Source organism: Phytohalomonas tamaricis (assembly GCF_003012345.1).
Classification (GTDB): domain Bacteria; phylum Pseudomonadota; class Gammaproteobacteria; order Pseudomonadales; family Halomonadaceae; genus Phytohalomonas; species Phytohalomonas tamaricis.
Map to the genome: position 1 here is coordinate 407,200 of NZ_PVRV01000019.1, position 23,655 is coordinate 430,854.

The 23,655-nt window shown below is 57.1% G+C and carries 22 protein-coding genes; 3 read left to right on the plus strand and 19 right to left on the minus strand.

Going from position 1 to position 23,655, the window contains the following annotated elements; genetic code table 11:
* Nucleotides 1-206 precede the first annotated feature (206 nt).
* The 5 genes from C3Z11_RS03855 to C3Z11_RS03875 all read right to left on the minus strand — a co-directional run bounded on the left by C3Z11_RS03855 (nt 207) and on the right by C3Z11_RS03875 (nt 5,250).
* The gene (locus tag C3Z11_RS03855; protein WP_106476448.1) at nt 207-1,463 is read right to left on the minus strand and encodes a TRAP transporter large permease; all 1,257 of its coding nucleotides are present in this window, start codon (nt 1,461-1,463) and stop codon (nt 207-209) included.
* A gap of 1 nt (nt 1,464) precedes the next feature.
* The gene (locus C3Z11_RS03860) at nt 1,465-1,980 is read right to left on the minus strand and encodes a TRAP transporter small permease (protein WP_106476449.1); all 516 of its coding nucleotides are present in this window, start codon (nt 1,978-1,980) and stop codon (nt 1,465-1,467) included.
* A 151-nt stretch (nt 1,981-2,131) separates the two neighbouring features.
* Nucleotides 2,132-3,205 (minus strand): TRAP transporter substrate-binding protein, encoded by a 1,074-nt coding sequence (locus C3Z11_RS03865; RefSeq protein WP_106476451.1) that lies wholly within the window; start codon nt 3,203-3,205, stop codon nt 2,132-2,134.
* A gap of 354 nt (nt 3,206-3,559) precedes the next feature.
* Nucleotides 3,560-4,402 carry a fumarylacetoacetate hydrolase family protein gene (locus C3Z11_RS03870; protein ID WP_106476453.1) on the minus strand — a complete coding sequence of 281 codons (843 nt, stop codon included), beginning with the start codon at nt 4,400-4,402 and terminating at the stop codon, nt 3,560-3,562.
* A 95-nt stretch (nt 4,403-4,497) separates the two neighbouring features.
* Nucleotides 4,498-5,250, minus strand: coding sequence for an SDR family oxidoreductase (locus tag C3Z11_RS03875; protein ID WP_106476455.1), 753 nt, complete (start codon nt 5,248-5,250; stop codon nt 4,498-4,500).
* Nucleotides 5,251-5,430: 180 nt separating this feature from the next.
* Here C3Z11_RS03875 and C3Z11_RS03880 point away from each other — a divergent pair, with 180 nt between their 5' ends.
* Nucleotides 5,431-6,216: a FadR/GntR family transcriptional regulator gene (locus C3Z11_RS03880; RefSeq protein WP_106476457.1), complete on the plus strand. Its 786-nt coding sequence runs from the start codon at nt 5,431-5,433 to the stop codon at nt 6,214-6,216.
* Between the two features lie 21 nt (nt 6,217-6,237).
* Here C3Z11_RS03880 and denD read toward each other — a convergent pair whose 3' ends face one another.
* Entirely contained in the window at nt 6,238-7,218 is a 981-nt protein-coding gene (gene denD, locus C3Z11_RS03885; RefSeq protein ID WP_106476459.1) for a D-erythronate dehydrogenase, read from the minus strand.
* 2 nt (nt 7,219-7,220) lie between these two features.
* The gene (locus C3Z11_RS03890; protein WP_106476461.1) at nt 7,221-8,114 is read right to left on the minus strand and encodes an NAD(P)-dependent oxidoreductase; all 894 of its coding nucleotides are present in this window, start codon (nt 8,112-8,114) and stop codon (nt 7,221-7,223) included.
* A gap of 243 nt (nt 8,115-8,357) precedes the next feature.
* Between C3Z11_RS03890 and C3Z11_RS03895 the strand changes: the two genes are divergently transcribed.
* The gene (locus C3Z11_RS03895; RefSeq protein WP_158700917.1) at nt 8,358-9,092 is read left to right on the plus strand and encodes a Crp/Fnr family transcriptional regulator; all 735 of its coding nucleotides are present in this window, start codon (nt 8,358-8,360) and stop codon (nt 9,090-9,092) included.
* Nucleotides 9,093-9,194: 102 nt separating this feature from the next.
* Here C3Z11_RS03895 and C3Z11_RS03900 read toward each other — a convergent pair whose 3' ends face one another.
* The 12 genes from C3Z11_RS03900 to C3Z11_RS03955 all read right to left on the minus strand — a co-directional run bounded on the left by C3Z11_RS03900 (nt 9,195) and on the right by C3Z11_RS03955 (nt 22,209).
* Nucleotides 9,195-9,380 carry a diguanylate cyclase domain-containing protein gene (locus tag C3Z11_RS03900; protein WP_158700918.1) on the minus strand — a complete coding sequence of 62 codons (186 nt, stop codon included), beginning with the start codon at nt 9,378-9,380 and terminating at the stop codon, nt 9,195-9,197.
* Nucleotides 9,381-9,468: 88 nt separating this feature from the next.
* The gene (locus C3Z11_RS03905; RefSeq protein ID WP_106476467.1) at nt 9,469-9,885 is read right to left on the minus strand and encodes a hypothetical protein; all 417 of its coding nucleotides are present in this window, start codon (nt 9,883-9,885) and stop codon (nt 9,469-9,471) included.
* Nucleotides 9,886-9,895: 10 nt separating this feature from the next.
* Complete coding sequence (locus C3Z11_RS03910) at nt 9,896-11,086, minus strand: porin (RefSeq protein WP_106476469.1); 1,191 nt, start codon at nt 11,084-11,086, stop codon at nt 9,896-9,898.
* 436 nt (nt 11,087-11,522) lie between these two features.
* The gene (locus C3Z11_RS03915) at nt 11,523-13,124 is read right to left on the minus strand and encodes a diguanylate cyclase domain-containing protein (RefSeq protein WP_106476471.1); all 1,602 of its coding nucleotides are present in this window, start codon (nt 13,122-13,124) and stop codon (nt 11,523-11,525) included.
* A gap of 5 nt (nt 13,125-13,129) precedes the next feature.
* Nucleotides 13,130-13,546, minus strand: coding sequence for a hypothetical protein (locus C3Z11_RS03920; protein WP_106476473.1), 417 nt, complete (start codon nt 13,544-13,546; stop codon nt 13,130-13,132).
* Between the two features lie 10 nt (nt 13,547-13,556).
* Complete coding sequence (locus C3Z11_RS03925) at nt 13,557-14,753, minus strand: porin (RefSeq protein ID WP_106476475.1); 1,197 nt, start codon at nt 14,751-14,753, stop codon at nt 13,557-13,559.
* 231 nt (nt 14,754-14,984) lie between these two features.
* Nucleotides 14,985-16,097, minus strand: coding sequence for an ABC transporter ATP-binding protein (locus C3Z11_RS03930; RefSeq protein ID WP_106476477.1), 1,113 nt, complete (start codon nt 16,095-16,097; stop codon nt 14,985-14,987).
* A gap of 28 nt (nt 16,098-16,125) precedes the next feature.
* The gene (locus tag C3Z11_RS03935) at nt 16,126-17,001 is read right to left on the minus strand and encodes a carbohydrate ABC transporter permease (protein WP_106476479.1); all 876 of its coding nucleotides are present in this window, start codon (nt 16,999-17,001) and stop codon (nt 16,126-16,128) included.
* Nucleotides 16,998-17,903, minus strand: coding sequence for a carbohydrate ABC transporter permease (locus C3Z11_RS03940; protein ID WP_106476481.1), 906 nt, complete (start codon nt 17,901-17,903; stop codon nt 16,998-17,000). Before C3Z11_RS03940 ends, C3Z11_RS03935 begins: the two co-directional genes overlap by 4 nt.
* Nucleotides 17,904-17,973: 70 nt before the next feature.
* A complete protein-coding gene (locus C3Z11_RS03945) occupies nt 17,974-19,236 on the minus strand; it encodes an ABC transporter substrate-binding protein (protein ID WP_106476483.1) in 1,263 nt (420 codons plus the stop codon).
* 286 nt (nt 19,237-19,522) lie between these two features.
* On the minus strand, nt 19,523-20,431 hold the full coding sequence (locus C3Z11_RS03950; RefSeq protein WP_106476484.1) for an AEC family transporter: 909 nt from the start codon (nt 20,429-20,431) through the stop codon (nt 19,523-19,525).
* A 152-nt stretch (nt 20,432-20,583) separates the two neighbouring features.
* Complete coding sequence (locus tag C3Z11_RS03955; protein WP_106476486.1) at nt 20,584-22,209, minus strand: methyl-accepting chemotaxis protein; 1,626 nt, start codon at nt 22,207-22,209, stop codon at nt 20,584-20,586.
* 416 nt (nt 22,210-22,625) lie between these two features.
* On the opposite strand from C3Z11_RS03955, the gene C3Z11_RS03960 reads away from it, so the two are divergent.
* The gene (locus tag C3Z11_RS03960) at nt 22,626-23,606 is read left to right on the plus strand and encodes a TAXI family TRAP transporter solute-binding subunit (protein ID WP_106476488.1); all 981 of its coding nucleotides are present in this window, start codon (nt 22,626-22,628) and stop codon (nt 23,604-23,606) included.
* The last annotated feature ends 49 nt before the right edge of the window (nt 23,607-23,655 follow it).

Genomic DNA, 23,655 nt, shown 5'->3' on the forward strand with positions numbered 1-23,655 from the left:
CATAAGTCTGAGCAACACGGTACCGGCCAACCTACTGAGGCAGGCATGCGGCAACGTCTGTGGCAAAGGGAGCAAAGGGGACAAACGCAAAAGGCAATGGAGCCGAAAACAAAGAAACCGTCCGGAATGGCTGAAGCCTGCCCTTGTAAGGTAGTGAGACCGCACAAGAGCAGAGCAGATGATGTTTAGTGATTATTAGACTGGCATCACTTGTACCACAGGATAATGCCCGGAAATGCGATGAACAGGCCAAGCAGAATCACCAGCGTCAAGTAATAGGGCAACAGGCTGCGTGAAAGTTTTTCCATGCTGACCTTACCGACCCCGCAGCCAACGTACAGTACCGTTCCTACCGGCGGAGTGATCAAACCGATCCCTAGCACAAATGACATCAACACCCCGAAATAGACCGGGTCGATGCCGAGTTTGACGACCACCGGCGTCATCAGCGGGGCGAGAATCACCATTGCCGGCGTCAAGTCCATGAAGAAGCCGACCAGCAGCAGAAACAGCGTGATGATGCCCAGCATTGTCAGCCTGTCCTCGGTCAGTGACGTCAGTGTGACCACGATCTGCTGGGGCACCATGTTGGCGGTCAGAAGCCATGCCAGAACGTTGGCAAATGCCAGCAGCAACAACACAAGGCCGGTCAGGTTGCCCGTCGTCATGCAGAGTTGAAACAGCTTTTTCAACGACAGGCTGCGATACAGCAGCATCGAAATAGCGATGGCATAAATCAGCGCTATCGCTGAACTTTCCGTAGGCGTGAACATTCCGCTCAGAATGCCACCGACGATAATGAATGGCAGCAGCAGCGCCGGTAGTGCCGACTTGAATGAATCGATAACCTCACGAAGCGAAAACGATTGGGCCTTACCGCTGGCGCGCGACGTGAAATACGTCGTCATCATCAGTCCGGCAGTAATCAGTATGCCCGGCACGATACCGGCCATGAACAGTTGGGAAATTGAGGTGTTGGTCACCACGCCGAACAGAATCATCGGGATCGAGGGCGGAATGATGATGCCTACGACCGAGGAGGCGACGATAATCGCTGTAGCCGCCGGGCCCGAATAGTGATGCTTTTTCATCGGATCGATCAGCATGCTACCGATCGCCGAGGCATCGGCAACCGCCGACCCGCTGATACCACCGAAAAACATCGATGTCAGTACTGCAACCTGCCCGAGCCCACCGGCTACGAACCCGACCAGCGAACTGGCAAATCGAACCAGCCGGGTAGCGATACCGCCGTGGCTCATGACTTCGCCGACCAGGATGAATAGCGGAATCGCCAGCAGCGGAAACGAATCCAGCCCGTTGACGGCCTGCTCGATCACCGGGGCCAAACCGTAGTCGTAATGATAAATCAGATAGATACTGATCGCGGCCAGGCCAATCGAGATCGGCACGCCCATGACAATCAATGCCAGCAGAACAATGAGCATGAACAGCATGAGCATGTTATTTCCCTCTCTTCATGCTGACCATCAGCCGCAGCAGATCGGCCGTATTGGCAAGAAACATGAGCAGCGCCAGGACCAGCATGGCGACATACATATAGGTTTTAGGAATGCCCAGAATTGGCGTGAAACTTACAAACCCCGAGGTGAGATCTCGGTAGGCGATAAAGATAATCACGCAGACGAGGTAAACCACGACGATCTTTACCAACTCAAACAGTTTGGAGACAGCATTAGGGACGGCGATCTTCAGGAAATCGACGGCAATATTTTCATTGTTGAGACACCCGACGCCGGCGCCGAGCAGCACCATCCAGATAAAGAAGAAACGTGACATTTCTTCGGCCCAATCATAGGACTCGTTCACAACGAAGCGGCCAAACACATTAGCCGATACGCAAAAGAATACGGCGATGGCCAGGCAGCCCACGACAAGAGCCAGTGTTTTGCGTAAATAACCGATGTACTTTTCCAGGGTGACGATAAAACCCGACTTAGCAGATATTTCGTTATTCATATCGGCCCTTCGCTGATCTACCCATTAAATCTGGATTGCGCACTTCGCCATTACTCCAATGTGGCGAGTGACAATGCGCCTCCCGACCAACCTTATGAATTACGATAATCGGCGCCCATAATGGACGCCGATATTACATAAATCCGTATCATCAGTTGGCTTGGTCGCGGCCTACATCTTTCATGACCGAGCTAAAAATGGGCTCGCCTATCTTCTCTCTGTAGGCTTCATATACTGGCTGAACTTTTTGTTTGAATGCCTTGAGCTGCTCAGGTGTCAACTCGGTAATTTCCAGTCCTTCTTTTTTAAGTTCAGCCTTGGCCTGGTCATTCATATCGCGACTAACCTGACGCTCGTATACGCCCATCTTGGTGCTGGCATCCTGAATAAGTTCCTTATAAGGCTCAGGCAAACGGTTCCAATACCGGGCCGACATCAACGTGATAAAGGGTGTGTAAACGTGGTTGGTTTCCGTCGCATTGGACTGTACTTCATTGAATCTTGAAGACAGGATCGTGATCCAGGGGTTTTCCTGACCACCGACCACGCCCTGATCCAACGCGGTAAACAGCTCGGCAAAGGACATCGGTGTCGGGTTGGCCCCCAACGTACGCCAGATATCCAGGTGAATCGGATTCTGCATGGTACGCACCTTGAGACCATCGAGATCGGCTGGCGTAACGATGGCGCCCTTGCTATCCGTCAACTGGCGATAGCCGTTTTCAGACCACCCAAGCGCTACCAGACCGTTATTGTCATCGGTGATTTTTTTCAGCAATTGCTGACCTGTGGGGCCGTCGAGCACCTTATCCGCCTGCTGCGCATTGTCGAACAGAAAAGGTAAATCAAATACGGCAAGCTTGGGCTCCATGTTGACCAGAGGCGACGTGGAAGGTGACGTCATCTCGAGCGTGCCTGACTGTAGAGCACTGGTCATTTGTAAATCATCACCCAGTTGAGCACTGGGAAAGATGCGTACGGTTATCTTGCCGTTACTGCGTTCCTCCACGATTTTCTTGAAATATTCGACGCCTCGGTACTGGGCACTTTCTGGTGCCAGACCAATACCGAACTTCAACACATAGTCCTTGTCATCATCGGCACTGACCTTATCACCTGTTACTTCAGGGAATGGTGGAAACTCCAATGCTTGCGCCGTGGCACTTAAAGTTCCCAGCCCAACGGTAAGCGATAAAACAAATGATTTTACTAGTGCGAGTTTCATTGGCGTCTCTCTGATGCATTGTTTATAGCTTCGTCGAGTTAATGCATACCAGGTATGCTTCATTTTTCTTGAATTGCTTTAATTGTTAATAGCCAACCCTCTCTATACTTTGTTCTTTTTTTATTATTAATTCTTCTTTCCTTTAGTCGTACTACTAAATGATATTAACCCCATTTCACCCCTTATTAAAAAGACATCTTAAGCATATTAACTCCCGTATCTATTAATTTATTTATCGTTAGTTCTAAGAAATTGCATGCCTAACAAGAAAAAGGCCAAGCCGCCTTCTTCAAGCGTCTTAGCCCTCTGTAGTGCTCCGCCTATGTAGTCAGCCAACTCGTGATCAGCTGCGCCTCACGCCTGGACAGTGCGCTGACATTGCTCGCCGAGACCCTCAATGCCCAGCCGCATTTCCTGGCCCGGTTTGAGAAATACCTTGGGGGTCTGTCCCATGCCGACGCCCGGCGGCGTACCGGTAGAAATTACGTCGCCTGGCTGCAGACTCATGAAGCGGCTTAAATAGGCGATCAGCTGCGGTATTTTGAACACCATGGTCGCGCTTGAGCCATCCTGATAGCGGTGGCCATCGACCTCAAGCCACATCGCCAGCTTATGCGGATCGGCGATTTCGTCCGGAGTGACCAGCCACGGGCCGAGCGGACCAAAGGTGTCACAGCCCTTGCCCTTGTCCCAGGTGCCCCCACGCTCAAGCTGGTATTCACGCTCGGAAACGTCATTGACCACACAGTAGCCAGCAACGTAATCCAACGCCTCAGCCTCGTCGATATAGCGCCCTGGCTTACCGATCACTACACCCAGCTCGACCTCCCAGTCCGTCTTTTGCGAACCACGCGGAATCTCGACGTCATCATTGGGGCCGCAAATCGCGCTAGTCCACTTGTTAAAGATCACCGGCTCCTTGGGGATCTCGGCGCCGGTCTCGGCGGCGTGGTCGGCATAGTTAAGACCGATGCAAATAAACTTGCCCACCTGCCCGACGCAGGGACCGATGCGTGTTCCTTTTTCAACAATTGGCAGGCTGTCGAGATCGATGTCCTGCAGGCCCGCAAGACGCGTGGGTGTCAGCGCCTCACCGGCCAGATCATCAAGATGCGCCGACAGATCGCGGATCGAACCATCTTCGGCAACAATGCCCGGCTTCTCATACCCCTTTGTACCAAAACGCAGCAGTTTCATGCACTCGCTTCCTCGTTGGTGTTCTTACTTAGTCTTCACGTCCCTTCTCATGTGAGCACGCGTGGACGCGTATCGAAGGTGATAGACGATCGCGCTCAGTTCGACCAGCCGCCATCGACCATCTGGCTGGTGCCGGTAATGAACGCCGCTTCATCGCTAGCCAGAAACGCCGCCAGCGCGGCAATCTCCTCGGGCCTGCCGAGGCGCCCCATTGGCTGGCGAGCGACAAAATCGGCATAGACTGCTTCTTCACTGCGCCCTTCCTTATTAGCCTGGGCGCGTACGCGCTCACGCAGCGAGGGTGAATCGACCGTGCCGGGGCAGATCGCGTTGCAGCGCACGCCTTGAGTCATATAGTCGGCAGCGATCGATTTAGTCAGCCCGATCACCGCCGCCTTGGTCGTGCCATAGGCGAAACGGTTGGGAATGCCCTTAACGCTTGAAGCGAGTGACGAGACATTAATGATGCTGCCACCACCGCGGCTCAGCATGCCGGGTAGAAACGCACGCGACATGCGGTACATCGAGGTGACGTTGAGCGCCAGCGAGAAGTCCCAGGCCGCCTCGTCGCAGTCGAGTAGCGTGCCGTGATGAACGAAGCCTGCACAGTTGAACAGCACGTCGAGACCGCCGCATTCCTGCTCGATCTTGGCGGCGAGCGCCGTGATCGCCGCGCCATCGAGTACGTCGAGTGCATGCGTCGTCATGCCGTCTAGTCCGGCGAGCTTTTCACCATCAAGATCAGTGGCAATAACGCGTGCCCCTTCGGCCTGAAAACGCAGCGCCGTAGCACGGCCAATGCCCTGCCCCGCGGCGGTGACGAGCGCGATCTTGTCATGCAAATTCATGGCAGTTTTCCCTGGCGGCGGCAAACGGTAGTGCCGCGATTAAAGCAGAATTGCCAATGGCCTGACCTTTAAACGATAGTAGCGAGGCGGCGCAGCCTGTACTGACGCTGGACAGGCGCAGCGGAATGTTAAACTTTCGGCTACTGCCTTAGCCCGACTCATTTTCTCAAGGGAGACGTCATGCCGATTCAGGCCATCCGTACCCAACGGCTTTATCGCCAAATCGCCGACCAGCTGCGCCAGCTGATCGAGCGCGGCGAATTCCCTCCGGGCACGCTGCTGCCGCCCGAGCGCGAGCTGGCCCAGGCGCTCGGTGTCAGCCGCGCCTCGGTACGCGAGGCGCTGATCGCACTCGAAGTCGTCGGACAGGTAGAGGTGCGCGTCGGCCACGGCGTGGTAGTGCTGGAGCCGAAGTCGTCGAGTGTCCTGCCGGTGATGAGCCAGGCGGCACGCCAGCAGCCGTGGGCGCTTGACCCTGAATTCAGCGATGAGACGGCTCTCGATTTCGAGGAAGAAATCCCGCCCTACGCGTTGCTTCAGGCGCGTCGCCATGTCGAGCCCGAGGCGGCGGCACTGGCCGCTGAGCACGTCACCCCCGAGGCGTTGGAAAGTATTCGTGAAGCGTTCACGCGCAACGTCGAGGACAATCACCGGGTGCAAAAACGTGGCGGCGGGGGACGTCCCCACAGCCACGCCGGTGATCGTCTGTTTCATATGCGCATCGCCGAGGCCTCGGGCAACCCTGCCTATGCCCTGCTGATCAAGCATTTGCTGGGCCACCAATACGGGGTGATGTTCCGCCGCCTACAGGATCTCTACATGACCACCGACATGTCGGACCGTTCCCAGGAAGACCATCAGCGCATCCTCGACGCGCTGATAGCCAAGGACGCCAACGCCGCGCGGGCGGCGATGGCAGATCATCTTGACTATGTCCTGGAGACGTTCTTTGCCGAGGCGGAGTAGTGTAAACGCCACAGAACATGCTCACCACGACTGAGCAGCGGAATCCTCGATATGGGCGCGTACGATCGTCTCAAACGAGTCATCAGGAGCAAAACCAAGCGTCCGGGCACGGGCAGCGTTAACCCGGGTGGGCCAGCTCTCGACGATACGCTGAATCTCGGCATCGGGTCGCCACTCGATCAATTCAGCCGTAGCGGCACCAGCGACACGGGCCAACGTGGCGACCATCTCACCCACGCTGAGCGTGATGCCCGGCAGCGGGATAATGCGATTGTCACCCAACGACTCGCTACTGAGGCACATCGCATGCAGCAGCGCGACTTGGGCCTGTCGCGGCGACAGCATATAGATCTGCGTTGTGGCCGTGACTGGGCAGAGCGCCGGTTTACCGGCCAGCGGCTCGCGGATGATTGAGCTGACGAAAGTCGAGGCGGCCTGGTTGGGCTTGCCGGGACGCACCACGATGGTCGGCAGACGCACCACGCGGCCGTCAATGAAGCCACGCCGGCTGTAATCGGCGACCAGAAGCTCGCCCACCGCCTTCTGCATCCCGTAGGAACTCTGTGGTGTCGGCGCCGTGTCATCGAGGACGCATTCCGGCAGCGTGCCACCGAATACGGCGAAGCCGCTGGTATACACCAGCCGCGAGCGGCCCCCGTTCGCCCGCAACGCGTCGAGCAGCACGCGCAGCCCGTCGATGTTGACGCGCATGCCGAGATCGAAGTCGGCTTCTGCGGCGGAGCTGACCACTGCGGCCAGATGCCAGATCAGGTCGGCTTCGGCGGTCAGAGAGGCGATCAACGTGGCGTCACATAAGTCGCCCGTCACCACACGCAGACGCGGATCTTCAGGCAGTCCTTCCACTGCGGCATTGTCGAGCAACACGATCTCATCGATAGTTTCGAGCGCAGCGCCCTCAAGCGCGAGGCTGCCATCGTGCAGCAGATGCTGGGTCAGTTGGCGACCGATGAAGCCGCCACCCCCGGTAATCAGAAGGCGCATGGCTACTCCCCCGCTGGCGCAAGATGATTGTGACGACGAATCTCACGAATCAGGCCGCTGTGGTCGAGCTCGCCATCACCATGGTCGACCATTGCCTTGAACAGCGCGTCGGTCTGGCGCAGTAGCGGCAGCTCAAGCCCCAGCGTCGTGGCCAAGGCGAGCGCTGTCGTAGTGTCCTTGAGCTGATATTTAGCCGGACCGCCGGGAGCGAAGTCGCCTTCGATCATACGCTGGCCGTGCTGGCGCAGGATGGTCGAGTCAGCGAAGCCGCCGAGCAGCGCCTCGCGCAGTGCACGTGGATCGGCGCCGCCGCGCTCAGCCAGGGTAAAAGCCTCGGCGATCAAGCCGATGGTACCGGCGACAATAAGCTGATTGGTCAGCTTGGCCAATTGCCCGGCACCGGCCGCGCCGACCCGTGTCGAGCGTCCCATGCATTCAAGTAGCGGCCGGGCCGCGTCGTAGTCGGCAGTAGGCCCACCGACCATGATCACCAACGTGCCATCGCGAGCGCCCTGCTGTCCGCCCGACACCGGAGCATCGAGATAGCGCACCGCTTTCGCCATCGCAGCCTCGGCCTGGCGACGTGCGCTCTCAACCGGTATCGAACTCATCACGATCAGTGTCGCGCCGGGTGTCATCTGTTCAATCACACCATCTACGCCCAGCAGCACCTCATCGCAGACCGGGCCAGAGCTGAGCATGCAGATCACGACGTCTGCCCCACGGGCTGCCTCGGCAGCGCTCGCGCAGTGCCGCGCACCAGCCATAATCAGTGCATCCAACTTATGCGCCGAACGGTTCCAGACCTGTAGCGTGTAGCCCGCCTTGAGCAGATGGTGCGCCATCGGCTCGCCCATGATGCCGGTCCCGATAAAGCCCACGTTCTTCATGCGCATACATCCTCCTCTGCCAGCGGACCTGAATGAGTAGCGTCCCGCCACCGGGTCCGCCTCGCCAACCCTGTCGCGCTATCAAACACCACGCCGCACAGGAAGACTGTCACCCAGCCGACAGTTGTGACGAGAAAACCTAGGCCATGACCGCTACACGCCCAAGGCCGCATTGCCACCCTGCACGATATGTTTTATGACTGGAGTTGAACCCACGCCTGGCTGCGCTGATTTATCTTGATGACTTCGATGACCATGTCTGCCGGTTTACCGCGCGCGCTCAGTTCGCCCCACAGGTGTGAAGACGCCATCATTGGCCTACGCTGTGACCCACTGCTCGCTGCACTATCCACATCTGCGCGCGAGGCGCTGCTGACTTGCGGCCAGATACGCCACTACCACACTGGCGAGCGCATCCACGGCAAGCATGACCGCTCAGAGCATCTATACCGTATCCTCTCTGGTGCGGTGCGCATCAGCTCGGTATCGCCGGAGGGCCGTGAGGCGATCTTCAATTATTATGGCCCGCGCGACTGGTTCGGCCTGATTGGGCTGCTCGACGGTGCGCCGCGCACCCATGATATCCATGCCTGTGGACCGTGCACGCTGTTCATTGTGCCCCGTCACAACTTCCAGGCGCTGGCCGCTGACTATGCCGAGTTCTATCGTGTCTTTGCATTGCAGTTGTGTCGCATGATGCGGCGCGCCTACACCATGCTTGAGGATCAGGCCACGCTCGGCCTGTCATCACGGCTGGCCAAGCAGCTCATCAATCTTGTGGATGCCTATGGGACGCCCCACGAACAGGGGCGGATGATTGATCTTCACATGTCCCAGGAGGACCTGAGCCTGCTGCTGGGCAGCACGCGTCAGACGATTAACAAAAAGCTCGCGCAGTGGGCGCGGCTAGGCTGGATCGTGGTGAACTACAGCGAGATTGTGATAGTTAACCGCGAGGCGCTGTGCCAGCTCTACGCGCCTTGATGCAAGAAACGCCCTAATACAATAAGAGTTCGGCGCGTAGCTCGGCATCAATATGTCTGTCTTACCCATAGGCTAAGCGCGCCTGAAGATAGCGCCGCCGCTTCAACAGCGCGACGCCAGCGACTCGCCATGGAAACGCCAGGTATTGCGCCCGGCGCGCTTGGCACGATACATCGCCTGATCGGCGAAGTGCATGGCTTCCTGGATAGCATCAGTATCCACGCCCAGCAGTGCCATACCGATGCTCACGCCCATGCGGATCTGCACCGCCAAGAATAGAAAGCCCATCCCCAACAGTCTCATGATCAGCAAATGATGATTGCAGTGCGTAGGGCCAACCGGATACGAAACAGCGTAAGCAGACGGTTCATGATGATTACTCGGGCAGCACGAGCACGACGTGCATCTCAGGCGTCACACGCGCGGCATCGACGTAGCTCAGCGCACTAGGGTTGTGCACCACAAGATTGATGACTTCGGCCGCCGAGTCGGCCTGCTGGGGCGGCGAACCCTGGCCGGAGAAGACCAGGCGCGCCCAGTAAGAGTTGATTTCGGCGAGATCCTTGTTGACCAGTGAATGGTAGAAGCGTGCCTTCAGGGGAGCCAGATCGATCGGCAGTGCCAGCGCCCCGTTGGGCAGTTTACGGTAGCGCCCCATGAAGATATTGAGGGCTTCGCTCTGACTCAGCTGATCGATGCCGTTATCGGCATTGGTGACCATGGCGATATCGGCCCGCGCAAGGCCGGTATTCAGCAGCAATGCCGTAATGACAAGATAACGAATCCGTGGCATGGCCTTACTCCTAGAACACGAAGTCCAGTCCGAGACTGACCAGCGTGATCCGTCCGCCATCCCAATCGGCTTCGGTACCCCGCCACAGCAGCCCCGATCCGAGAACATGGACTCGATCCAGTTGAGTCTTAAGAGCAAGATTGCTGGCCACGTCGTAGCGCAGGCCGAGTGACCAAGTCTGCTGATCAAAGCTTTGGCCTGCTGGCAGCTCGGGATAACGGATCCAGACTTGGGAGTACATGACATAAGGCGTAGTGGGGCCTACTCGATAGCCGGCAGAAGCAAAGCCTGAATCAATGACAAGATCATTATCGGTTTCGCTCCGATTGAGCATGGCTTGTAACTGCCAAGCGCCCGGATCATAAACCATGCCCAAGGAATAGAGCTGTATATGGCTGAAATCGGTTGCTTTTTTGATCAGATGATTAAGATACAATGCATATAGATTGTCCGCCCCACCGGTATAGCTAAAGGAAAGATCCATCTCGCTATCACCCTGGGCATAGCTCGCCCGAAACTGCCAGGGTCCGGTGGCATAGTTGAGATGACCGCCATAAATATGGTTGATATCGATTCCAGCAGATAGGTCGTCTGTCAGTACAACATGACTTTTCGAGCGGCCAACAAATAGCTTGGCCCAGGCCAGACCATTACCGAGCGGGTGGCGGTAGGTGGCATCGACTCCTTCAATATAATCCAGCTGCAGAATTCCAAAATGATCTACCGGCGGACGTAGCCACGTATAGGCATAACCGACATGGCGGGAATCGGAGAGTAGATACGCGTCCCAGCCCAGCCGGCCAGCGCGCAGTTGCCAATCGGGAGTGGGGTTGTAGCTCATCACGGCCCGGCTCAGCTCGGGGCGGAAATTACCAGTGTAATGATAACGGCTGATCCCCTGCATCGTGATGTCGAGCTGATCATTCAGCTTCAGCCTCGCCTGAGCACCGAGCAGCGTATCAACCCGGGCGCTCCACCCCTCGCCCGCCCCTTTCGGCTGGCTCAGGTCACGAATAAAATCGGCCTTGTCACTGTTGTTGTGCACCACACCTAACGTGCCGAAGCCGCTGAAGGTGAACCGATTACTGTCAAGCCACGTCTGCGCCCACGCCGAAGCGGGCAGCAGCGCCAGCAGACAGACCATTAGATACCGCAATGACATCATCGCACGAACCCCGACCACCCACGCGCTGTTGGACATTCGCCGTCAACCAAGCGAAATGCCACAGGGAACCGGATGGCATAAAAATTAAAATGAGAAGAACAGCTTTAATGTCGGCTGAGCGGCGTTTCTCTTTAAATTTCTGAATAACCCCGTCGAAAAGAAAGACATGAAGTGACGAACACCAACGGCGTAACGGACGAGAAGAAGAGGGGTCTACGGGATAAAGATCTGCCGGCGGGTTATCGGCCGGCAGGCCAGCTCATGGCTCAGCGAATGCGCACCTCGCTCTCAGGGTTGAAGGCAAACGGTGCCGACTGCCCCACCTCGACTGCCGTGCCCGAGCGCATACGGGCATTGACTTCACGTCCTCCGAGCATCGTCACGACATAGGGATCGGCGCCGGTCGGCTCAATAATCTCAACGTGCCTGCCTTACCCATGGGCTAGTCGCGTCTGAAACCAGCGATAACGTTTCAACAGCGTGACGTCAGCGACTCGCCATGGAAACGCCAGGTGTTGCGCCCGGCGCGCTTGGCGCGATACATCGCCTGGTCGGCGAAGTGCATGGCTTCCTGGACATCGTCAGTATCCACGCCCAGCAGTGCCACACCGATGCTCGCACCCATGCGGATCTGCACCGTGTCATCGATCATGATGGGGTCGTCCAGCAGTTCAACAAAATGCGTCAGCAGCGTGGCGACCTGCTCGCGCCGCTCCTGCCTATCAAGCACTATCACGAACTCGTCACCGCCTAGCCGGGCAAGATAGTCGCGCTGCGTGATCAGACCGGAGAGCAGGCCGGCGACATGTTCGAGCACCGTGTCACCCGCTTGGTGGCCGTAGGTGTCGTTGATTGACTTGAAATGATCAAAATCGAGCACCACGAAGGCGTGATGACATTCAGGATGGAGACGATGATGACGGGCAATTACCGCCAGCCGCCGTTCTAGCCCGAGGCGGTTGCCCAAACCGGTGAGCGGGTCGGTCAGTGCCAGCCGCTCAGCGGCGTCGGTCGCCAGCTTGCGCTCGGTAATATCATGAGCCACCCCCTGCAGGCGCCCCTCCTCAAGACGACTCAACAAGATGTTGACCCAGCGCTTAAGCACGCCGCTGCCGAGCGCCATCTCCCACTGTCGCGCCCGCCCTGCCTCGCTATCACGCGCAGCAAGTTCTTCGAACGTCGGGCCTCCCTCGCTGGCGAGTTCACTGAGCACCACCGCCTGCTGGTGCGGATCGAAGGTATCCTCCAACTGAAATAGCCGCCGAAACGCCGAATTGGCGACAATGACCCGCCCCTCGCTGTCAAGCTCGAAGATGCCCGCTTCGACATTGTCGAAAATGGTGCGGTAGCGACGTTCCTCTATCTCGCGCTCCAGTCGCAGGCGGCGCTCCTCACTCAGGCTGGTCATCAAGTGATCGATCATGGCATTGACACTGGCCACCAGTTGACCGATCTCATCATGATGATTGCCGCGAGGCGCCTGCAGCTTGTGACCGGTTTCCACTTCCAGTTCGCTCAAGCGGTGAGCAATACCGGTAATCGGACGAGTGACGAAACGTACCACGACCACGACTACGCACAGGCCCAGTCCCGCCAGTTGCAATAGCAAAACCATAGCCAGAAAGCGCGACGCCTCAGAGACAATCGCATCAATGCGCTGCTGATCGGGAACCAGCGTAATCTGACACAGCTGAGCGTTGGCCTCGAACGGCGAATGCACAGCGCGCATGATCGATTTAGCCTCCTGAGAGTCGCTGCTGGAGCGACTATCGGCAAGCACCTCTCCGCTATTTTGAACGATGCGCACTTCACTAACGATGCGATTGCTCAATAGCCCGTCAGCGACCTCGCCGGCAAGTTGGCGGTCGCCTAGAAAACAGGCGATCTGAGTGGTGCGCTCTACCGTGGAGAGCAACTCTTCGAGCCGGGTATACTGGACCCGTTGCTCGCTGCTAGCGCGCATCTGCACCGCCAGGAATAGAAAACCCATCCCCAACAGTCCCACGATCAGCAAAATGATAGTTGCCGTGCGCAGGGCCAACCGGGTACGAAACAGCGTAAGCAGACGGTCCATGATGATTACTCGTGCAGCACGAGCACGACGCGCATCTCAGGCGTCACACGCGCGGCATCGACGTAGCTCAGCGCACTAGGGTTGTGCACCACAAGATTGATGACTTCGGCCGCTGAGTCGGCCTGCTGGGGCGGCGAACCTTGGCCGGAGAAGACCAGGCGCGCCCAGTAAGAGTTGATTTCGGCGAGATCCTTGTTGACCAAGGCATGGTAGAAACGTGCCTTCAGGGGAACCAGATCGATCGGCAATGCCAGCGCCCCGTTGGGCAGTTTACGGTAGCGCCCCATGAAGATATTGAGGGCATCGCTCTGACTCAGCTGATCGATGCCGTTATCAGCATTGGTGACCATGGCGATATCGGCCTGCGCAAGGCCGGTATGCAGCAGCAGTGCCGTAATGACAAGATAATGAATCCGGGGCATGGCCTTTCTCCTAGAACACGAAGTCCAGCCCGAAGCTGACCAGCGTGACATGACCGCCACCGCTATCCCAGTCGGCTCCGGTATCCCGCCACAGCAGCCCCGGTTTGTGAACATGGACTCGATCCACTTGAGTCTTAAGGGCGAGATTGCTGGCCACGTCGTAGCGCAGGCCGAGTGACCAAGTCTGCTGTTCAAAACTTTGGCCTGCTGGAATCCCCGGAAAACTGGTCCAGACTCGGGAGAACATGACATAAGGCGTAGTGGGGCCTACTCGATAGCCGGCAGAAGCAAAGCCTGAATCGATGATGCCATTCTCGTCGGTCTCGCTCTGATTGCGCATGGCTTGTAGCTGCCAAGCGCCCGGCTCATAAATCATGCCTAAGGAGTAGAGCTGCATGCTCCTGTAAACAAATGCTTGTTTAATCAGTTGATAGGTAAGCAATGCATAAACATTATCAACCCCACCGGTATAGTCACCGGAAAAATTTGTCTCGCTATCAGACTTGGTATAGCTCACTCGAAACTGCCAGGACCCGGTGGCATAGTTGAGATGACCACCATAAACATGGTCGATATCGATTTCAGCAGATAGGTCGTCTGTCAGCACGACATGACTTTTCGAGCGGCCAACAAATAGCTTGGCCCAGGCCAGACCATCACCGAGCGGGCGGCGGTAGGTGGCATCGACTCCTTCAATATAATCCAGCTGCAGAATTCCAAAATGATCTACCGGCGGGCGTAGCCACGGATAGGCATAACCGACATGGCGGGAATCGGAGAGCAAATAAGAATCCAAGCCCAGGCGGCCAGCGCGCAGCTGCCAATCAGGCGCAGGGATGTAACGCACAAAGGCCCAGCTCAGCTCGGGGCGGAAATTACCAGTGTAATGATAACGACTGATCCCCTGCGCCATGATATCGAACTGCTCATTCAGCTTCAGCCTCGCCTGAGCACCGAGTAGCGTATCAACCCGAGCGCTCCATCCCTCGCCTGCACCTTTCGGCTGGCCCAGATCACTAACAAAGTCGGCCTCGTCACTGTTGTTGTGCACCACGCCTAGCGTGCCGAAGCCGCTGAAGGTGAGCCGATCACTATCAAGCCACGTCTGCGCCCATGCCGAAGCGGGCAGCAGCGCCAGCAGACAGATCATTAGATACCGCAGTGATATCATCGCACGAGCCCCGACCACCCACGCGCTGTTGGACATTCACTGTCAACCAAGCGAAATGTCACAAGGAACCGGATGGCTAAAAATTAAAATGAGAAGAACAGCTTTAATGTCGGCCGAGCGGCGTTTCTCTTTAAAGTTCTGACTAACGTTGTGGGAAAAGAAAGATATGAGGTGACAAACACCAGCGGCGTAACTGGTCGAGAAGAAGATGGAGGGTAGGGGTAATGACCTGCCGGCGGGTTATCGGCCGGCAGGCCAGCTCATAGCTCAGCGAATGCGCGCCTCGCTCTCAGGGTCGAAGGCCACCATTCGCGCCACGTCGAAGGCAAACGGTGCCGACTGTCCTACCTCGACTGCCGTACCCGAGCGCATGCGGGCATTGACTTCACGTCCGCCGAGCATCGTCACGACATAGAGATCGGCGCCGGTCGGCTCAATAATCTCAACGTTCAGCGCAGCTTCGTAAATGATGCCATCCTGATGGTTGGCACTGCGCGAGTCGGTAATCGCCTCGGGGCGCAGGCCGAGAATTACCCTGCGTCCCGCATAGGCGCCAAGCGCTTCACGGTCGCGCACTACCGGCAGCTTGAGCCGATCATCAGCCGTTTCGACCCAGGCCACCAATTCCTCGCCGTCTTTTTCGATACGCGCCTCGATCAGATTCATTGACGGCGAACCCATGAAACCGGCAACAAACAAGTTGTTGGGATCATCGTAGACATCGTGGGGCGTGCCGAGCTGTTGCAGCTCGCCGCCACGCATCACCGCGATACGGGTGGCCAGCGTCATCGCCTCGATCTGGTCGTGGGTCACGTAAACGATGGTCGCCTTGAGACGTTGATGAAGCTGCTTGATCTCGGTGCGCATATCGACACGCAACTTGGCATCGAGGTTGGAGAGCGGTTCGTCGAACAGAAACAGCTGCGGCTCGCGCACCAATGCGCGTCCCATTGCCACACGTTGGCGCTGGCCGCCGGAGAGCTGAGCCGGCTTGCGATCGAGTAGCGATTCGATCTGCAGCATCTGTGCGACGTTCTTGATGGCCTTTTCACGCTCAGGCTTGGGCACCTTGCGCATCTCCAGGCCGAAACCGATGTTGCCTGCCACCGTCATGCTGGGATAGAGCGCATAGGATTGAAACACCATCGCGATGTCCCGCTGCGACGGGTGGACATGACTGATCACTTCACCGTTGAGGCGCAGTTCGCCTTCGCTGATTGAATCGAGCCCGGCAATCATGTTGAGCAGCGTCGACTTGCCGCATCCCGACGGCCCGACCAGCACCAGAAAATCACCCTTCTCGATGGTGATATCGATCCCCTTCAGGACGGTCGTGTCACCGAAGCGTTTCTTGACGTTATCAATATGCAGAAAACTCATTTTTATTCGCCTTTGACCGAACCCGACGTTAACCCTTGACCGACCCGGACATCAGTCCGCGTACGAAATATTTACCCGCCAGTACATAGACGACCAACGTCGGCACGGCGGCGAACATTGCCGCGGCCATGTTGACGTTATACGCCTTCACGCCGGTGGAACTGTTGACCAGATTGTTAAGCGCCACCGTGACCGGGGCGTTTTCGCCCGAGGTGAAGGAGACGCCGAACAGAAAGTCGTTCCATACATTGGTGAATTGCCAGATCACGGTCACCACAATGATCGGCCCCGATGCCGGCAGCAGAATGCGAAAGAAAATAGTGAAAAACCCGGCACCATCGAGCATCGCGGCACGAATCAGCTCGTTGGGAAAGGTTTCGTAGTAGTTGCGGAAAAATAGCGTGGTAAAACCAATGCCATAGACGATATGGACCAGCACCAGCCCGGTCGTGGTATTGGCGATATGGAGCACGCCAAGCACCCGCGCCATCGGCAACAGGATGATCTGGAACGGAATGAAACAGCCGAACAGGATCAACCCGAACACGATCTTATGACCCCGAAAACGCCATTTGGTCAGCACATAGCCATTGAAGGCCCCGAACAGTGCCGAAATGACGACCGCCGGAATAACAATCTTGATGCTATTGAAGAAATAACCGCTGATACCGTCGCAATCGAGGCCGATACAGGCACTGCCCCACGCTTCCAGCCACGGCGTGAGCGTCCATTGTTCAGGCAGCGCCAGCATGTTGCCCTGTTGAATCTCGGCCAGCGTTTTGAACGAGGTGGTCAGCATCACGTAGAGCGGCATCAGAAACAGTGCCGCGAACACGATCAGTACTGCATAGAGAACAATGCGCGGCCACATGCTGGCGCGCGATATTGGAGCCGTAGTGCTCATGAACGTGGCCCTCGCAGTTCAGAATAGAGATAGGGCACGATCAGTGCAGCGATAACGGCGAGCATGAACACTGCGCTGGCCGCGGCAATGCCCATCTCGTTACGCGAGAAGGCATAGGAGTACATGAAGGTTGCCGGTACCGTGGTGGCATTGCCCGGCCCGCCGCCCGTCATCGCCACAATCAGATCAAAGCTCTTGATCGCCAGATGTGCCAACACCACTACTGCACTCAGAAATACCGGACGCAGCTGAGGAATGATGATACGCAGATAGATCTTCCAGACTGGCGCGCCGTCGATCTGGGCGGCCTTGATCATTTCGCCATCGATGCCGCGCAGCCCAGCGAGGAACATCGCCATTACGAAGCCGGTTGCTTGCCATACTGCCGCGATCACCACCGTATAGATCGCCATGTCGGCATTGATCAGCCAGTCGAAGCTGAAACTGGTCCAGCCTAGCTCATGCATTGTTTTCTCAAGCCCCAAACCGGGATTCAGGAACCACTGCCAGGCAGTACCGGTGACAATGAACGAGAGCGCCATCGGGTAGAGATAGATGGTACGCAGCAGTCCTTCAGCGCGGATGCGCTGATCAAGCAGGATAGCCAGCAGCAGCCCCAGCAGCGTGCAACTGACGATATAAAGCAGGCTGAACACCCAGATATTGTGCAGTGCAATGCCCCAGGTCCATGAGCCCCAGAGACGCGACCACTGATGCGTGCCGACCCAGGTGTAGTTGGGCAACATGTCGGAGGCGCTGAATGAGATATAGCTTGTCCACAGAATGAAGCCGTAGACGAAGAACAGGACGAGTGCGAGCGACGGCGCCAGGACGAGCTTGGGTAACCAGGCCTGCCAGCGTGCGCGCGCACTCATCTCCCGCTTGGAAGATGAGTGTGACATGACATTCTATCCGTGACGTGAAGTGAGAAACCCCGCCGTCGCGGGGTTCAATACAACAACAACTAGGCCTTTAGGACTTGGCGCCCTGCACCGCGCGGGCGAGCTGCGTGGCGGCCGTCTGGCTGTCCATATTGCTGTTCACGAACGAAGAGACAATGTCGAACACGGCATTCTTGACCGAGGCAGGCGCCGCATAGCCGTGGGCGAGACTGCCCATCAGCTTGTCAGCGTCGGCGGCCTGTTTGACCTGCTCATAACCCTTCTGCGAGCAGGCATCGAGCTTGTCGGCGGAGAGGTCCATGCGCGCCGGCACCGAACCCTTGAGTTGACTGAAGGCAATCTGGAAGTCAGGCGACATGATGGTCTTCGCCATCGTTTCCTGGTACTCCTTCTGCTGCGGATCATCCGTCTTGAACATGATCAGTTGGTCGCTGTTGAAGGTTACCGCGCCCTGGGTACCTGGCGTACGGAAGCAGACGAAGTCCTGCTCAGGCTTGAGCCCCGCATTGTCAAACTCACCCTTGGCCCAGTCGCCCATGATCTGAAACAGCGCTTTGTCGTTAATCACCAGGGCGGTGGCCAAATTCCAGTCACGGCCCGAGGAGTTGCTATCTTTGTAGGTCAGCAATTCACGCAGTTGATCGAAGGCCTTGACCATGGTGTCCGACTTCAGCGCATTCTCATCGAGCTCAATCAGCGCTTGGCGATAGAAGTCCGCCCCACCAGACGCCAGTACGACGTTTTCGAAAACCGTAGCGTCCTGCCATGGCTGTCCACCATAGGCCAGACCGATATAGCCGGCATCCTTGGCTTTCTTGAGCGCGGCGAGGAAGTCATCCCAGCTCTTGGGCTGCTCGATACCCAGCTTATCCATCAACGCCTTGTTGCCCCACACCCAATTGGTGGAGTGAATCTCGAACGGCGCGCCGATCCAGTGGCCGTTGTACTTGGTGAATTCCTGCAACGCCTGAGGCAGCACCTCGCTCCAGTTCTGCTCCTGGGCCACCTGATCGAGATTGGCTAGCGTGTCACGCTGGGCCCAATCGCGGGCATCAAAGCCTAGAATCTGGGCCGCTGTCGGCGGATTGCCCGAGGCGACGCGTGAGCGCAGCACTGCCATCGCATTGGTACCCGCCCCGCCGGCGACCGGCATGTTTTTCCAGCCGATTCCCTTCTCGGCCAAGTCATCCTTGAGTACGCCGAGCGCCTTGGCTTCACCCCCGGATGTCCACCAATTGAGTACTTCTACATCGGCGGCATGCGCCGGGGCAGCCAGCGCGAGAGGGAAAAGCACACAGCCAAGCCCTTTCACCACGTTAGAAATTACTGTCATACCCATGCTCCCAATTTGTTTTTATTACGATAACGTCGAGCGTTGGCCACCCACTGTCATCGCAGCCCTATGTTAAATGTACTGGCCGTACTATTGCGGGAACCGGAGTAGGCGACAATTCAACCAACGTCCTTTGAACTAAAGTCCTTTTGACTAAAGTCCTGTAACCCAAGTGTGCTCTGGCACACCCTGAAACCGATATGAAAAAGGCCTCCTGTCAGGAAGCCTTTATCACTCACACACTACCGCCAACGCCGTAAATATGACGCTGACCGCGGGCAGAACCTCAGTCCTGACTCATCACCATCATCCACAGGGGTAGCGTAAACGCCGCTAGAAGCGTCGACAGGAAAATACTGCCGCCGATGGTCCGCTGTTGCTCCGGTGTCATCGCGAAGGCGAGGACGTTGACACCAATGGGATTAGCCGCAGCAAGTACCAGCACGTGCCGAGCCAACGGTGACAATCCGGGAACCAGCGTGCTAAGCCCCCAAACAATCAGTGGAAAGGCGATCAGCTTGAGTAGACACAAACTCCAGATCACCGGACTCGAGCGCAGCCGATGGCGGGTCAGTCCAATGCCCAGCACGATCAGCGCACACGGCAATGCTGCACGCGATAGCCACTCAAGCATTTGCCACAGCGTACTGGGCAGAGGTAGATCGCTTACGTTAACCGCCACGCCGAGCAGCAGACCGATCACCAGCGGGTTGGCAAGATTCTTGAATAACATTTTAAGGCCCGGCCGCTGTTTACTACCCAGTCCTAGCGCCGCATAGGACGACTGGATCGAAAACAGGATCAGGCTATGCACTGCCAGCAGAGCAAATAGATAGACCAGGCCATCATGTCCGAACAGCGCCGTGATCATCGGAATGCCCACCAGCACATTATTGGAATAGCTGCCGGCCAATCCGAACGCGGTTGGCCCACCTGAGGCGCGGTGGGCGAAGATGTTGATCAAGGCGAAGACGAGCAGCGCCGGCACGAAATAGACCAATAGCAGCACGGGCGAAAGCGCATCTCCCAGCGGCGCCTTGGCGATGCCGACGAACAGCAGACAGGGCATGAACAGTTTGAAGGTGATCTGCGAAAGGCCGCCAGCACTATCGGCACTCAGCCACTGCCGCCAACCGAGCAGGTACCCTAGAACGATAAGGCCGAAGATCGGCGCTATCGCCAATATTGCCGCCATGGTCGAAACCTCCTGAAGCGCGGCGTGATCGGTTCAGCGCCGCTCGCAGTTGTTATTGAATCGACGTACGCTACCATTACTGCCATGGCCTAAGACGTATTGTAAAACGCCTCGGAAGTCCGAGGCGCTTTGCAGACGATCATAGCGTGCGTTCAGGCAAGCGTCAGCTCTGCAGGGAGACTGTCTGTGTCATGCTCGACGTCAAGCGGCTTGCTTGCCACACGCTGGCTAGCGTCACTTTCCAGACGGAAAAAAGCCATCTGCGCCAACAGCGCACTCGCCTGCCCCGTCAGTAACTGACTGGCGCTGGCGGCATCGTCAACCAGCACCGCGTTGCGCTGTGCAATATCATCCAACTGGGTGATCGCGGTATTGACCTGCTCGATACCCGAGGACTGTTCACGGCTCGCCACGGCGATTTCCGAAATGATGGACGAGGAGCGGCGAATACTGGTGACGAGGCTTGATAGCGTCTCCCCTGATTGACGCACCAGCGCCCCACCATTCTCAACCCGTGTCGCACTGTCATCGATCAGCGTTTTGATTTCCTTGGCAGCGCTACTGCTACGTTCGGCAAGTTGCCGCACCTCGCCTGCCACCACGGCAAAGCCACGGCCCTGCTCGCCGGCACGTGCCGCTTCGACAGCGGCATTGAGCGCCAGCAGATTGGTCTGGAAGGCAATGCCTTCGATGAGCGAAACGATCGAGGCGATCTGCTGGCTTGACGCGTTGATCTCCGCCATCGCCGCGACCGCCCGCTCGATGACATCGCCGCCAGCGACAGCCTGATCGCGCATGCTGGTAGTTAGTTGATCAGCCTGATGGGCATTGTCGGCATTCTGGCGGACAGTAGCGGTCATCTGCTCCATCGACGATGCTGTCTCCTCCAGACTGGCCGTTTGCGTCTGGGTGCGCTGGGCAAGATCGCTGTTGGCACTGGATAGCGTTAGAGCGGCACTATTGACCTCATGGGCACTATGGCGTGCCTGGCTGACAATGTCATAAAGACGACTATTCATCGCGGAAAGTGAGTGCAGCATGTCGCCGAACTCATCACGCGCATGAATTTCAATCTGGCCATCGAGATGGCCGTTGGCGATCCGGTCGGCAAGATATCGCGCCTGCTCAAGCGGCCTGAGGATACCCCGCACCAGCCAAGTGCCTACGATGATCAGCACGATCAGGGCAATCCCAATCAATGAAAAGATCGCGAGCCGCTGCAACTGATAATCCTGCTGTCCTTGCTGGTAAGCCGACAGCGCCTCACTGCGCTGCTGCTCAACCAGTGCGTTGAGATCATCGCGCAGCCTTTCCAGTTGGACAAGCAAGGTATCATCATAGAAGGCGCCGGCATTGAAGTACTGCCCGCCACGCAAATAGGTCATGAACTCGTTGACGCCCTCATTGAACGCCTTATGATCTGCCTGGAGCTGTTGGGCTTGCTTGCGCTCCTCTCCTGCGGCGGGGATCATTTCCAGATAGCGTTCCCATAGGGACTCGTTGCGCGCCTGGTAGTTACTCACCTCTGCCTCGAGACGCTCGACCTCACTGGGTGAGGGTAACCGGATCGGGTCGAGCATCCGCGCGCTTAGTTCAAGTGCCGCGCTGCGCAGCGATGAGACCACCTCCATTGGCAGAACATTATTTTCGTAGACTTGTCCCAGCGCCCGGTTGGCACTGCCGAGTCCCCAGGCGCCGATTGCGCCGATTACGCTTATCAATATCCCACATACCGCCAGCGTAAACGTCAGCCTCGCCTTGACGCTTTGTTTCATCATTGCCCTGATTCCCTGTCGCCAAGCACAGCGTGGCTAGCCAGCGACGGCAGGCCTTCTACGCCATGCTCATATTTATTGTCAATGCTGTGGGTGGCGTGGTTAATGTATGCTCGCCATCGGACGCTATCGGCTGTTACCAGCAAAACCTGAGCGTTTTAAGTCTCTTTTCAGGTGTTTTTACCCACTTTTAGCATGCTAACAGGGGAGGTAAGCTGGAAGTCTTAGCGTTATCAGGATTCGGATAGATTTTTTTTGCAGTTTGTAACCAAGAAACTGTATGTTGACGATACCCCGGGGCAAGCAATAGCGATAACGACCCCAGGATTCATCGGCACCTCAAGGCAATGCGGCATTCATGACAAGCATGTGCCAGCCGATAGCTCATATTCCACTAATCAAAAAAAGAGACTCGACCCATGAAGAAACGTCACGCACTTACCGGCCTGCTGTCAGGGCTCGGTATGATGATCGGAGCAGCCGCACTATCCGCACCTGCACAGGCGCAGGATAAATTCATGACGATCGGCACTGGTGGCCAGACGGGTGTCTACTACGTGGTCGGTCAGTCGGTCTGCCGTTTCGTCAACCAGGGCGACAGCGGTTATAAGTGTAATGCGCCTTCTACCGGCGCATCCGTTGCCAACATCAACGGTATTCGTAACGGCGATCTTGACCTGGGCGTGGCCCAGTCCGACGTGCAATACAATGCCTACCACGGCGAAGGCCAGTTCGAGGGTAAAGCGTACGAGAACTTGCGCGCCGTCTTCGCTCTCCATGGCGAACCTCTGACACTGGTGGCACGCAGCGATTCCGGCATCAAGGCGCTGGATGATCTCAAGGGCAAGCGTGTCAACATCGGCAACCCCGGCTCGGGCAACCGCGCCACCATGGAAGTCGTGATGAAGGCCAAGGGCTGGGACAAGAACACCTTCTCGCTCGCCTCTGAGCTTGATTCATCTGAACAGTCCTCGGCGTTGGCGGATAACAACATCGATGCAATGGTCTTTGTAGCCGGTCACCCCAATGGCTCGATTCAGGAGGCGACCACCACGACGGATGCTCGTCTGATTCCTCTTGACGGCCCGGTTATTCAGAAGCTGGTTGAAGAACGTCCCTACTACAGTTTCTATACCGTTCCCGGCGGCATGTACAAAGGCAATCCCGATGACACCAAGACCTTTGGTGTTGGCGCAACTCTGGTCACCTCCAGCGATACCGATCCGGACTTGGTCTATGCTGCAGTAAAATCGGTATTCGAGAACTTTGATCGCTTCAAGCGTCTGCATCCTGCTTTCGCTAACCTCGATCCGCAGACTATGGTAAATGAAGGGCTTTCCGCGCCGCTGCACGAAGGCGCCAAGCGCTACTACAAAGAACGCGGCTGGCTGAAAGACTGATCCCGACCTCTCTCGTTGAAACGAGACAGCGGTAGCTGTCTCGTGACGC